The organism is Roseovarius sp. E0-M6, from assembly GCF_037083845.1.
In the GTDB taxonomy this organism is placed as follows: Bacteria; Pseudomonadota; Alphaproteobacteria; order Rhodobacterales; family Rhodobacteraceae; genus Roseovarius.
Window position 1 is genome coordinate 543360 of record NZ_JBAPLA010000001.1, and the last position, 13234, is coordinate 556593.

Here is a 13234-nt window from a genome sequence, read left to right on the forward strand (position 1 = left end):
TTTTGCGCATGTGGTGCCCGGTCATTCGCCGGGTTGAGGGGAGTGGAAAGGCTGGAATGGTTGCAAAATCTGCCGGTTGACTCGCCCAAGCGAGGCGCGTTTCCAGATCACGAAGATCGCCGGTATGACGAAAAGCGTCAGGATCGTCGCCGTGGCCATGCCGCCGATCATCGGTGCCGCGATACGCTGCATCACCTCCGAGCCTGTCGCATCACCATACATGATCGGGATGAGCCCGGCAAAGATCGTGGCAACGGTCATCAGTTTGGGCCTCAGGCGCAGAAGCGCGCCTTCGAAAACCGCCGTTTCGATATCGTCGCGGTTGACCCGGCGGCCTTGTTCCTTTGCGGCTAGAACGCACCGGTCCCAGGCAAGGTTCAGGTAAAGCAACATCACGATAGCCGTCTCGACCGCCACGCCCGCGAGCGCGATAAAACCCACCAGCACGGCGACCGACACGGCGTAGCCGAGGGTGAAGATCAGCCACACGCCCCCGGCCAGCGCCACGGGGAGCGCAAGAAGGATGATTGTCACTTCCGTCACCCGATTGAAGGCGAGGAACAGCATCAGCGTGATGATCATAAGGGTTGCCGGGGCTACTAGGCTCAGCCGCTCCTGCACCCGCTCGATATATTCATACTGGCCCGACCACGCGATGGAATAACCAGGCGGCAGGTCGACGTTTTCCGCCACAACGCGCTGTGCCTCGGTGACGTAGCTGCCAAGGTCGCGCCCGGCGATGTCGATAAAGACGAACCCGGTGCGCCGCGCATTCTCGGAGCGGATCATGCCCGGCCCATCCACCAGCTTCACCTCGGCCACCGTACCCAGCGGGATATGCGCGCCAGAAGGCGTGACGATGGGCAGATCCTCCAACCTGTCGGGGCTGTCTCGCCAGTCGCGCGGATAGCGCAGGTTGATCGGGAAGCGTTCGAGCCCTTCCACGGATTCCGCGATGGTCTGGCCGCCGATGGCCGTTTGCACCACCTGCTGCACGTCCTCGATGGAAAGCATGTAGCGGGCCGCCGCCATGCGGTCGATGTCGATCTCGATGAACCGCCCGCCGACGGGCCGCTCGGCATAGGCCGAGGTGGTTCCGGGGATATCCGCCACCGCCTGCTCCACCGCGACGGCGATCTGCTCGATGACGCTCAGATCGGCGCCCGAGACCTTCACCCCCACGGGCGTCTTAATCCCCGTGGCCAGCATGTCGATGCGGTTCTTGATCGGTTGAATCCAAACGTTGGTGACGCCCGGAACCTGCACGCGCGCGTCCAGCTCGTTGCGGATGTCGTCCATCGAAATGCCGGGACGCCAATCCTCGCGTGGCTTCAGCTGGATCGTGGTTTCGATCATCGTCAGCGGCGCAGGATCAGTGGCCGTATCGGCCCGGCCCAGCTTGCCATGCACGGTGTCGACCTCCGGCACCTGCGCGATTATCCGGTTGGTCTGTTGCAACACCTCGCGCGCTTTACCAATGGACACACCGGGGTAAAGCGAAGGCATGTAGAGGAAATCGCCCTCGTTCAACTCCGGCATGAACTCCGTGCCCAGCCGTTGCAGCGGATGCGCCATTGAGGCAACTAGCGCGGCGGCGAGTAGGACCGTCGCCCAAGGCCAAGCCACCGCCGCGTCAAGAAACGGCCGATAGATCCACTGGCAAGCCAGGTTCAGCGGGTTGCGCCGCTCGGCAACGATCTTCCCTCGCACGAAATAACCCATGAGGACCGGCACCAGCGTAATCGAAAGGATCGCGGCTGCGGCCATGGCATAGGTCTTGGTAAAGGCCAGCGGCTTGAAAAGCCGCCCCTCCTGCGCCTCCAGCACGAAAACGGGCAGGAAACTAACCGTGATGATCGCCAGCGAATAGAACAGCGCCGGTCCGACCTCGGTGGCAGCCTCGCGGGCGGCCTGCCATCGCTCCTCGGACGACAGGCGCTTGCCCTCCATCTTGCGGTGCATCGCCTCGATCATCACCACGGCTGCATCCACCATCGCGCCGATGGCGATGGCAATGCCCCCCAACGACATGATGTTGGCATTGACCCCCTGCAGGCGCATCACCGCGAAAGCCGCCAGCACGCCCAAGGGTAGGAACAGTACGATCACCAGCGAGGAGCGCAGATGCAGCAGGAACGCGCCGCAGACGAGCACAACGACGACGAATTCCTCGGTCAGTTTTTTCTTTAGGTTGTCGATGGCCCGCTCAATCACGCCGGAGCGGTCATAGGTGGTGACAATCTCTACCCCCTTGGGCAAAGACTCGCGCAAGGTGTCTAGCTTATCCTCCACCGCCCTGATCGTCGACAACGCGTTCTCGCCCCAGCGCATGACGATCACCGCGCCGACCGCGTCGCCTTCGCCGTTGAATTCGCCCACGCCGCGCCGCATCTGTGGGCCCAGCCGGATTTCGGCCACGTCCCCCAACGTCAGTGCCGCGCCCCGGTCGTTAACCATGAGCGGTATCGACGCGAGATCCTCGATACTGTCCACATAGCCGGTCGCGCGAACCATGTACTCTGCCTCGGCCATCTCGATCACGCTGCCGCCGGTTTCGCGGTTGGCCTCGCCGATGGCTGCGCGCAGCTTGGCCAGCGGAATGTCGAAGGCGCGCAGCTTGTCGGGATCGACAACCACTTGGTACTGCTTGACCATACCGCCTATGGTGGCGACCTCGGACACGCCCTCAATGGTCTGCAATTCGAATTTCAGGAACCAGTCCTGAAGCGTGCGCAGTTGTGACAAGTCATGGCCGCCAGTCCGGTCCACCAGTACGTATTGATAGATCCAGCCGACGCCGGTAGCGTCTGGACCAAGTTCCGGGTTCACGCCTGTGGGTAAGCGCGATTGCACCTGTGCGAGGTATTCCAACACCCGCGACCGCGCCCAGTAGAGATCGGTGCCGTCCTCGAAGACGACATAGACATAGCTATCGCCGAAGAAAGAAAAGCCACGCACGTCCACGGCGCCCGGCACCGATAGCATAGCGGTGGCAATCGGGTAGGTCACCTGATCTTCCACCACTTGCGGGGCCTGTCCGGCATAGGGTGTCTTGATGATGACTTGCACGTCCGACAGGTCGGGGATCGCGTCGACCGGGGTGCTGCGCAGCGCCCAGACCCCGGCCGCCCCGAGGAACAGCGCCAAGACGATTACGATAAAGCGGTTGGCGATTGACCAGCGGATGATGGCAGGGATCATTGGCCCAGCTCCACGGTGCCTGACAACGACAGGGACATATCCGCTCCCTGCGTCAGCAACAGCTCCGTTTCGCGTCCCACGGGCAGGGTGCTTGGGTCAAGATCATCGACCAGGGTGAAATCCATCGTCATGCCGGGCATACCGATAGCCGCAATCGGGCCGTGAGTGACATTGGCCATTCCGGTTTCTGCATCGATGCTGTTGATCGTGCCTATCACGGTCATCGGTTTAGGCTGGGTCTTGACCTCAGCCAGCACCATGGTCATGCCATCTGGCCGCGCAAAGGTCAGGGTCACATCCTGCTCCATCGGCAGATCCGCCGGATTGAGCGTGTCGGTCAGGGCGAAGTCCATCGTCATTCCCGGCATCCCGATCTCGGCAATGGCGCCATGGGCGATGGTCGCCATGCCCGTTTCGGCATTGATGGCTTCGATGCGGCCTTCGACGGTGATCGGCGGCGCGGCCTCGTCCTGGGGTTTGGCCTCCACTGTCTCGGGCGCTGCCGCAGCCTCCGCACCCTCTGCCCGCACGGCCACGATGACGGCCATACCGTTCTCGCCCGCGGACAGGTCGAACGAGACCGGCTCTCCCAAGGGTATTGCGGCGGTATCGACGCCCTGCACGTCGAGGTCCATCTTCATCGCGGGCCAGCCGAGCGCCGGGATCGGGTCGTGACTGACGGTCAGCTTGCCCTCGGGCGTGACGGCGTGCACGACCCCTTCGCCTGTGGCATCCACCCCGTCCTCCCGGCCAAGGTGGGTCAGCGCAATCAGTCCATCGGCGCCCCGCACCGCCTTGAATTCCACATCCTGCCCCTCAGTCAGGTCTTTCAGGTAGACATCCGAGCGCAGGGCGAAGTCGGTTTCCATCGCGGGCCAGCCCAACGCCTCGACTGGCTCATGCGAGATCCGGGCACGATGTGTTTCGGCGTCCAGCGACAGCAGAACGCCCTTGCCTATCGCAGGCTCCGCCTCGGTGGGGGCAAAGCGCATCATCCCGGCGTTCAAGGCACTTTCACTGTCGATGAGAAACTGGGCCGAGGCCATGACTTCGTCCCCGGGGGCCAGCCCCTGCACAATCTCGGTGCGCCGACCCTCGGCAAAACCGCCGCGCAACCCGGTCGTCACCAGACGGGGGCGGAAATTGCCATCCGATAGCCGCAGGATCACCCGCTCGGCGCGACCGGTGCGGATCACCGCCTCGGACGGCACGGTCAATGCCTGCCGCGCGTCATCCGGCACCAGCGCCACCTTGGCGAACATATTGGGCCGCAACAGTCCTTTTGCATTGTCGAACCGTAGACGCACCCGAAGCGTGCGCGTCTTGGCGTCGAGCTCGGGAAAAATATAGTCGATCTCGCCGGTGAAGACGTGCCCCCGCAAGTGATCAAATCTCGCCTCTGCGCGCATGTCTTGTGTTACAAAACCCATGTCTCGCTCGAACACGTCGACTATCAGCCAGACCGATTCCGTATCTGCCAGCGACATCGCTCGCGTCTCAGGGCGAAGGTACATGCCATCGGCTGCGTTGAGAGCGAAGACCACACCATCCTGTGGCGCATAGAACCGGATACGCTGTGCGGGTCGTTCCGCCTGCGCCATCTCATCGATCTGCCGTGCGCTTACCCCGAAATTCATCAGCTTCGTACGGGCGATTGAGATATTATCCGCGTCGCCAGACTGCGTGGCACGCAGAAGCTCGGAGCTGGCGATGGTGATTTTCGGCGCGTAAAGATTGAAGAGTAAGTCACCCTTTGACACCCGGTCTCCGACGGCGCGCAACTCAAGCCGCTCGATCCAGCCCTCGACGCGGGTATGGATATGGCTTGTCGCGTGCGCGTCGTAATCGACGAAGCCCACCGTCTCGATCCGGTGCGCGATGTCCTCGACCCGCGCCACGGCGGTGCGCACGCCGATGGTATTCACCTCGGTCGCCGAGAGCTTTACATCTTCAGGGGCGCCCGACGGCTCATCCCCCTCGTAGACAGGCACCAGATCCATGCCCATTGGTGACTTCCCCGGGCCGTCCTTACGAAAATTGGGATCCATCGGCGCAACCCAGTAGAGGACCTCGGGCTCGTTGGTGCCCGCCTCCAATGAGTGAGCCACCCGCTCGCGTTCGTACCACATGCCGCCAGCGCTTCCTGCGGCGAGCGCCATGATCGCCATCGCGAAGTATCGTCCACGCATATTACATACCTGTCTCTTGGGGTCCCGCGGACGCACCGCGGCAACAAGGGTGCCCGGACGCGCGAATGCGCCCGGACTGTTCCGGTCAAGGGATCAGGCGTGTTTTGGGGGTTTCTTGGCGCGCTCGGGCTCGGCCTGCGTCAGGCGGGCCTCGGCGGACCGGACATAACTCGCCGGTATAAGCTCGGGTTCCGGCCGAAGCGGACCGAAATCCGGTGCTTCCGAGAAACAGCACACCGTCATTGTGCAGGCAGCATGGCCATTCTGCATCGGCGCGCCGGCTTTGTCCATTGTTGGACAGTCATTGGCGGTCTGCGTCGCGTGGTCCATCATCTGGGCAGTCTTGACTGCAGTCGCGGCACCGGCGGCGCCCATACCGAAAGAGCCCATGACGAACATCGCCATGAGCATGACCATCAGGCACCGGACAAGAGTGGACCGCAGCTGTCTCATGACTCCGGAAAATACCGGGCTTTCCCGCACTGTCCAGTCAAACCGTCGCTGTAGGAAAACAAGTCGCCCCAATTTTTCGTGATCAGCGGGCCTTCGATCGCCTATTTCGGAACGTCTGCTCCGACGGTTTCCAGAAAAGCCTCCGCACCGAAGGCAAAACCGCGATTTGATCGCCACTGGCCGCGAACCACCCGGGATCGTCTGAGGCGAAAGCTGGCGCCCGCAACCTCTGCAACGTTAAGCGAAGACCCTGTTCTTCGCCTTGATCGGCACCGTGTCGGGCGTGTTATATTCGGTCTTCGACACACTGCTGTCGCCGATGATCGCAGCGGCGGTGATGTGCGTCGCCCGCGCCGGGTTAAGCTGTGATGGTTGAGCGACGACCCTGCACTTGATAGTCCGATGGCGAGTTAACTTCGAATATTCCAAGCGGAACTTCGCGGAGATTGAAAGCGTAAGATACCCAGTAAAAGAAAGGACAAGCACGATGGCGCAGAGTTTTTTCGACACCTGGCATGCCGCCGCCACGACCGCGCTCGGCCTGTTCTGGACTGCGTTTTGGGCTTTCGGCCTCGGGTATCTGATCTCGTCGATGATTCAGGTGTTCGTGACCCGGCAGACCATGCGGGAGAAGATGGGCGAGGCCGGGCCGCGCTCGGTTGCCATGGGCACATTCTTCGGTTTCGTAAGCTCGTCTTGCAGCTTCGCGGCCCTTTCGGGCACCCGGGCGCTTTTTGCCAAAGGCGCGGGGCTTGTCCCGTCTCTCGCTTTCCTGCTCGCGTCCACCAATCTGGTGGTCGAACTTGGTATCATCATCGGGATTTTCCTTGGATGGCAATTTGTCGTTGGCGAGTATGTGGGCGGGCTGCTTCTGATCCTTCTGATGTGGATGGTCATCCGCCTGAGCAAGGGGTTCGCGCCGATCGAAGAAGCGCGCACCAATGCCGAGAAAAGCCAGGGCGACGACGATGAGTCGGATGGATCGGACATGTCGTGGCGCGACAAGATCGCGTCGCGCCAGAGCTGGGCCATGGTTGCCCGGCGCTACGTGATGGAATGGATTATGGTCTGGAAGGATGTGACCATCGGCTTCACGCTCGCGGGCGTTATTGCCGCCTTTGTTCCGCAAACCTTCTTCGAATGGCTCTTCATTGGCGGTGACGACCCGAACTTTCTGGAATTGCTCGCTCAGGCCGTGGTCGGGCCGTTGGCGGCATTCTTCACCTTCATCGGGTCGATGGGGAACATCCCACTGGCCGCCGTGCTCTACGGCAACGGCGTCGCATTTGCGGGCATCATGGCTTTCATCTTCTCTGATCTGGTCGTGATCCCCGTCCTGCGGGTGAACGCCCAGTATTACGGGTGGAAGATGGCCCTTTACATCCTCGGCGTTTTTCTGGTCGTGCTCGTGACCACCGCGATGATCCTGCATTACGGCTTTGCGGCTTTGGGCTTGCTGCCATCGACCGAGCAGGTGCGCACGGTCAGCGACCGCGAGTTTTTCGCCGTGGATTACACCTTCTGGCTCAACACTTGCTTTGCTGCGCTCAGTCTTGGGTTTCTCGCCTGGAAGATCGCGCGATCCGGCTGGAGCTTTGCCATAGGTGCAGGGGCAACCGAAAAACTCCTCTTCGCCCTCGCGATGGTGTCATATGCTTGGCTCATCCTCGGCCTTACCGTTGGCGGGTGATGCGGGGGAGACCCGGTTCAGGTTTTAGCAAGGCTTCAAGCACCGGGCGGTAGCGTTGTTCCCGGCGCTTACGATGGCGCCTAGGCATGCCCATTGCCCCCAACTCTTGTTTGCGGCTGTAGATGACGCTTCAGTTGATCCCGTTGACCTTCTGCACCTCCCGGACATAGGCGACAACGGCATCCACATCGGCCTTCGTCAGCCCGTCCTGCGCGGGCATATCGCCGAATGTCCAGTGATGCGCGCGCACCCCGTTCTGTACGGCCATGTGAAAGGACATGTCGCCGTGATGCGAGGGTTCGTAGATCTTGTGGATGAGTGGCGGCCCGCTGCCCGTCTTCCCGGCCGCGTTCGTGCCATGGCACTCTGCGCAGACGGCGTCGAACGCCTGTTTGCCCATCCGCGCCTGTTGTGAAAGCGCATCGGGAAGCGTCACTTCCACCATCGCCGCGCCTTGCGCCGGCACGGTTCCATTGCCGGCTGTCGGGCTCTCGCCACCGATTTGCGTGAAAAATACCGCAGCCCCTGCGGCCAAGGCGGCAACTACGCCAACCATCAACGTTCTGTTCATTCTCTTTCTCTCCGAATTTGTCCTGTGTCAGGGGCGGCTCACTCGTCCCCAGCCGTGTCTTCGTCCAGAAGGTAGGCGGCCATCGCCTCCCGGTCGTCTTGGGTCAGCCAAGACGTTCCCTGCCGCACGACCTCGCCCATACCGCCACCGAAGGTGTCACCATCCGGCATGACGCCGGATTTCAGCCCGAAAGCCAGCGCCGAAACTGTCCAGCCGGCCTCGCGCAGATCGTCGGGGCGGATCGGCGGGGCCTTGCCCCCATCCGGCAGGTCATCGCTACCCGAAAGGTATTGGTCAGGTCGACGCCCGCCCACGAGATTGCGGTCGGTATGGCAGGCACCACAATGAGCCAGCCCGTTGACCAGCCACCGGCCCCGGTTCCAGGTCTCCGAACGGTCCGGCAAAGGCTCCGTGGGCGGGCCGTTTTGAAATGCCGCCCGCCATAATTTCAAACCGAAACGCAGGTTGAACGGAAAGTCGATGTCGTTGGCCCCCGCAGTCACCTCCTGCGCTTGGACGCCTTGGAACGCCGCCCAAAGGTCGGCGATATCCTGATCGCTCAGCTGGCCATAGAACGCATAGGGAAAGGCCGGGTAGTAGGGATCACCGTCCGGTGCCACGCCCTGCCGCACGGCACGGGCGAAATCCTCGATCGTCCACGCGCCAATACCCGCCGTTTCGTGCGGGGTGATGTTGGGTGGCATGAAGATGCCGAAGGTGGTTTTGATGGACGCCCCGCCGGTCAGGGCAGGACGGCCGGAACCCGGATCGGAATGGCAGGCGATGCAGCCCCCGGCACGGGCCAGATAGGCACCACGCTGGGCATCGCCCTCGCGCGGAGCCAGTTCAGGCGCCTTACCGATCGGCCAGAGCGCCAGTGTTGCGCCGCCCAACCCTGCCAGAGCGCCGAAGCCTAAAAGGATACTATAGCTGCGACGCATGCTCAGCCGTCTTCCTGCCGGTAACGGTCATGACAGGCCGAACAGCTTTGCGTGACCATCATGAAGGCCCCGTCGGCAGGCATCTGTCCGATATGCTCGGCGCTGATCCCCTGAGGTATGGTGTCACCACCCATCATCATGCCGCCCCCCATCATGCCGGAGCTATCACCCATCATGTTGCCGCCCATCATCCCGGCGTGGCCACCCATCATGTGCCCGTCACCGTGCAGGCCATTGTCCGCTGCCATGGCAAGTCCCTCTGCCGCCGTCTCCAACTGGGTCGCGAGCGCGGTGAAGCGATCCCATTCCTCCCAAGTACGTGGCAGCGTTTCGGAGGGATGCTCGGTCGAGCCCTCCGGGAACTTGCCGGTCAAAGCCTCGCCCGCTTCGGAGGCGATGACTTGCGCGGCTTTGCGCACGCTGGCCGCGTCATAGCCGGCCTCGCCGGACATCATCGGCTTGATCCGCTTGATGGCCTCTCCCATGGATTTCATCGCACCCATGCGCTCCTTGACCACGCCCGTGGCCCCTGAATGCGCGAATGCCGTGGCGGAAAGGCCCACTATAGCGGCCCCGCCCAGTACCAATTGTCTGAATGTCATTTTTCATCTCCCGTGATCCGATAGAGTTTACCCCGCAGGGCAGGCTTCGATCGGTCAGGGGCGCGGCGGGGGCGGATCCGTTGCCGAGGAGATGGAGGCACGCCTCTCCGCGGCGAAGCCGTGCTGCAATGTCGTAAGCGAACCGTCCAGCGGCACTGTGGCTGGGCTGAACTGAACGAATTGCACGACACAGGTGCCCATCTTGTGACAACAGGTCTCGACCGTTGGTATTTCTCCATCGGTAGCGTGGGTCTCAGACACCGCCGCAAAATCATGCATACCATCCGGATGCGCGGACGCAGGTTCGGTCGTTGCCGCGAGAATCCCAAAAAAGGCAACCATGAAGTATGCGACCATAATGACCATGCGGGATATAGCGACTGTCATGTCAGAAACAATGCGTCTTGACTGCTCGCGTTGTCAACATCAAGGCCGGTCGATAGCGGCAGTCAACTGCTCACTGCTGCCAGCCTACCGACGCCGCGGCGGGCACATCTTCGTATACGTTCAAGATCGGTCGAATGAGACGCAACCTTGCTACGTTCACCGCAAATGCCTGCCAAAATCAATAGCAGCCATTCGCGGCAAGAAACGGGAACGGTCACAAAGGGCCGTCCGTGAAAACGGCCCGACTCCTTAAATTTCAATGGCCTCTGCAATCGCGAGAGCATCCTCAAGCTTAACGCCAAGATACCTGACGGTGCTGTCCATTTTCGTGTGGCCCAACAGGAGCTGAACCGCGCGCAGGTTGCCCGTCTTTTTATAGATTTGCGTCACCTTGGTCCGGCGCATTGAATGCTTGCCGTATGCGCTCGCCTCCAGGCTGATCGACGTCACCCAGTCACGAACAATCCGCGCATACTGGCGGGTTGAGATGTGAAGGCGTTCGTGAAAGCGGCCGGGCCAGAGGTACTCGGATCCAACCATCAGCGGGTCTTGCATCCACTTTTCCAGCGGCGCCTGCGTGCCTTCAGAGTTTTCAAAGCGCAAGGGTTTCTGGGTTTTGCTTTGCAGAACCGATGCGCGTTCCTTGATCTTGCCAGAGGCCATAACATCAGCGACCTTCATTTTGACCAGATCGCAACCGCGAAGCTTGCTGTCGATGGCCAGATTGAACAGCGCGAGATCGCGATGGTTCTCGGCCGGTTCCAGTCGAACTCTGATCGCCCAGACATGTCTTGGCTTCAAAGGGCGTTTCTGGCCGACGATGCGACCTTTATTCCAGGCAGGGCGAAGCGCGCGAATGACAGGTAGGTTTGGTGTTTCCATAACTGATCCTCCGATCCGCCACGCCCACCCACAACGACAACCCGACGTTGACGAACGCAGCATATCACGGGATCGCATCGCCGCCTCGGAGGTCGTCAGTGTGCTCTCACTGCATGATGCAGCCACTTGCTTTATTATCGCCCGCTGCTTCTCGGTAGGTGACGGCCGCCCGCAGAAGACGGCTTGTTGCCGGGTTTGATCGACGGTATTTAAGAAAGAAGGTCGAAAAACGGCGGCTTCGAGCAGGTACGACAGATGCTAGCTATGCCTGAAAGCTTCAAAAGCGTCTTGGCAGCACTGATGTGCTTGGCACTGGTCGTCTGGTCCGCGGTTCCGGCTTTCACACATGCACCGGCAGTTTTCGAGACGATCCAGGATCATCTGGAAATGGTTGAGGACCACGGCCACTCGCATGGGGTCGAGGAAGACCTGTATTGGGCGATGCACGGACATAGTCACGACACGGCCGATCACGACCACAACCCGGCTTTCTTGCTGACTGGCCGGAGCGCCGATCCCGCACCCGAAATGACCAGGGTCTGGCGTCCTTCCGTGTCGCAGACCGGCCCGTCCCGAAAGTTCCGCATAGACCGACCTCCGCGCGCTTGATCGGTCCCGCGCAAATCTGCGTACCACTGATCATTTCAAATAAAAGCGGAGTCTCTCCATGAAAACTCTCTCAAGGGGCAGCAGGGGCGCACTCGTGCCGCTGGCACGTCTTGCCCTGTTCACACTGGTGCTGATCCCCGGCACGGCCTTGGCCCATGACGTCACGCCCGGTGACGCGGGCTATATCCAAGAGATCTGGGGGGTGCATATCGTCCCCTTCATCTATCTTGGCGCCAAGCATATGATTACGGGATATGACCATATCCTGTTTCTTCTGGGCGTCGTCTTCTTCCTTTATCACATGAAGGACGTGGCGATTTACGTCAGCCTGTTCGCTCTTGGCCATTCCGTTACCATGCTTCTCGGCGTGTGGTTCGGCTGGGGCATCAACGCCTACATCATCGACGCCATAATCGGACTATCGGTTGTCTACAAGGCGCTCGACAACCTCGGTGCATTCCAGAAGTGGCTGGGCTTCCAGCCAAACACCAAGGCGGCAACGCTGATCTTCGGCCTTTTCCATGGCACGGGTCTCGCCTCGAAAATCCTCGAATACCAAATCGCCGAGGATGGTCTTCTGGCCAACCTTCTTTCGTTCAACTTAGGCGTCGAGCTGGGCCAGCTTCTGGCGCTATTCGTGATCCTGATCGTCATGGGCTATTGGCGGCGCAGCCCCAACTTCCTGCGTCAGGGCACCTACGCGAACATCATCATGGCCGGTCTGGGCGTGCTGCTGACGTACCAGCAGATCGCCGGATACATCGCCAGCACATAAGAATTGGAGACATCTCATGCATAACGCACGCAAACCCAAGCTCGAAGACCTGCCCACCAATGCACAGCTTCGCCGGTCGTCGATCATAGCCTGTATCGCGGCAGTGGCCATAGGCGTCATGGTTTACATGCCCGCCGAACTGGGTAAAGACCCCACCGGGGTAGGCAGCCTTCTCGGGCTGACCGAGATGGGTGAAATCAAGCAGCAGCTCGCCGCAGAGGCCGCCGCGGACGCGGAGACACATGGCGATGATTCCTCTTCGCTTATGAACGACTTTCTTGGTGTCTTCGTCGGGACGGCCCATGCTCAGGAGGCATGGCAGGATCAGATCACCTTTACCCTCGCGCCGGGAGAATACACCGAGATCAAGGCGACGATGGAGAAAGGCGCGAGCCTTTTCTACGCATGGAGCTCTAACGGGGGGCGGATCAATTTCGACCTTCACGCCCATGCGGATGGTCAGGACGTGAGCTATGAAAAAGGGCGCGGCAAAACCTCGGGTGAGGGCAGCTTCGAGACGCCTTTCGCCGGGAACCACGGCTGGTTCTGGCGAAATCGCGACGACGAGGCGGTCACAGTGACGCTTCAACTGCGCGGCGACTATAGCGCTATCGTAAGAGACGAATAAGCAAATGTCCGGCGCACGCCGAACGCAGTGTGCGCCGGACAAAGCCAATATTGGTCTGGTGAAAGCCCGGTGTGATCCCGCATTGCTGCCACTCGGGCCTTAAATTGCTGCGCTATGCATGAATGGCCGGTTTGGTGAAGCTGCATTGCAGCGTAGCAACTGACCGCGGATGTCGACTCTGGGCCGGTCGCGTCCTGAAGAGCGACCATGACCCGCAACTTTGCAAATGTCGCTCCCTGCGCATAGCCGCCGCTCACCCCGTCCGGCCGGTGTGAGGTGCCTGACGGAATCTATCAAATGACTTCA

10 protein-coding genes are annotated in these 13234 nt (G+C 61.0%); 3 read left to right on the top strand and 7 right to left on the bottom strand.

Annotated elements, in window-relative coordinates:
- Positions 1-21 precede the first annotated feature (21 nt).
- The 3 genes from V8359_RS02800 to V8359_RS02810 form a co-directional block, all read right to left on the bottom strand.
- Entirely contained in the window at positions 22-3201 is a 3180-nt protein-coding gene (locus tag V8359_RS02800) for an efflux RND transporter permease subunit (RefSeq protein ID WP_336427182.1), read from the bottom strand.
- The gene (locus V8359_RS02805; RefSeq protein ID WP_336427183.1) at positions 3198-5390 is read right to left on the bottom strand and encodes an efflux RND transporter periplasmic adaptor subunit; all 2193 of its coding nucleotides are present in this window, start codon (positions 5388-5390) and stop codon (positions 3198-3200) included. Before V8359_RS02805 ends, V8359_RS02800 begins: the two co-directional genes overlap by 4 nt.
- A 93-nt stretch (positions 5391-5483) precedes the next feature.
- Positions 5484-5843, bottom strand: coding sequence for a hypothetical protein (locus V8359_RS02810; RefSeq protein WP_336427184.1), 360 nt, complete (start codon positions 5841-5843; stop codon positions 5484-5486).
- 487 nt (positions 5844-6330) lie between these two features.
- On the opposite strand from V8359_RS02810, the gene V8359_RS02815 reads away from it, so the two are divergent.
- Complete coding sequence (locus tag V8359_RS02815; RefSeq protein WP_336427186.1) at positions 6331-7533, top strand: permease; 1203 nt, start codon at positions 6331-6333, stop codon at positions 7531-7533.
- A gap of 130 nt (positions 7534-7663) precedes the next feature.
- Here V8359_RS02815 and V8359_RS02820 read toward each other — a convergent pair whose 3' ends face one another.
- From V8359_RS02820 to V8359_RS02835, 4 genes are all read right to left on the bottom strand, one after another.
- Positions 7664-8104: a c-type cytochrome gene (locus V8359_RS02820; protein WP_336427187.1), complete on the bottom strand. Its 441-nt coding sequence runs from the start codon at positions 8102-8104 to the stop codon at positions 7664-7666.
- A 38-nt stretch (positions 8105-8142) separates the two neighbouring features.
- On the bottom strand, positions 8143-9045 hold the full coding sequence (locus V8359_RS02825; protein ID WP_336427188.1) for a cytochrome C: 903 nt from the start codon (positions 9043-9045) through the stop codon (positions 8143-8145).
- A gap of 2 nt (positions 9046-9047) precedes the next feature.
- Positions 9048-9647: a c-type cytochrome gene (locus V8359_RS02830; protein ID WP_336427189.1), complete on the bottom strand. Its 600-nt coding sequence runs from the start codon at positions 9645-9647 to the stop codon at positions 9048-9050.
- Positions 9648-10283: 636 nt separating this feature from the next.
- Positions 10284-10916, bottom strand: a complete 633-nt coding sequence (locus tag V8359_RS02835) for a tyrosine-type recombinase/integrase (protein ID WP_336427190.1) — start codon at positions 10914-10916, stop codon at positions 10284-10286.
- Between the two features lie 667 nt (positions 10917-11583).
- Between V8359_RS02835 and V8359_RS02840 the strand changes: the two genes are divergently transcribed.
- Both V8359_RS02840 and V8359_RS02845 read left to right on the top strand, forming a co-directional pair.
- Complete coding sequence (locus tag V8359_RS02840; protein ID WP_336427191.1) at positions 11584-12300, top strand: HupE/UreJ family protein; 717 nt, start codon at positions 11584-11586, stop codon at positions 12298-12300.
- A gap of 16 nt (positions 12301-12316) precedes the next feature.
- Positions 12317-12928 (top strand): transmembrane anchor protein, encoded by a 612-nt coding sequence (locus V8359_RS02845; RefSeq protein WP_336427192.1) that lies wholly within the window; start codon positions 12317-12319, stop codon positions 12926-12928.
- Positions 12929-13234: the final 306 nt, after the last annotated feature.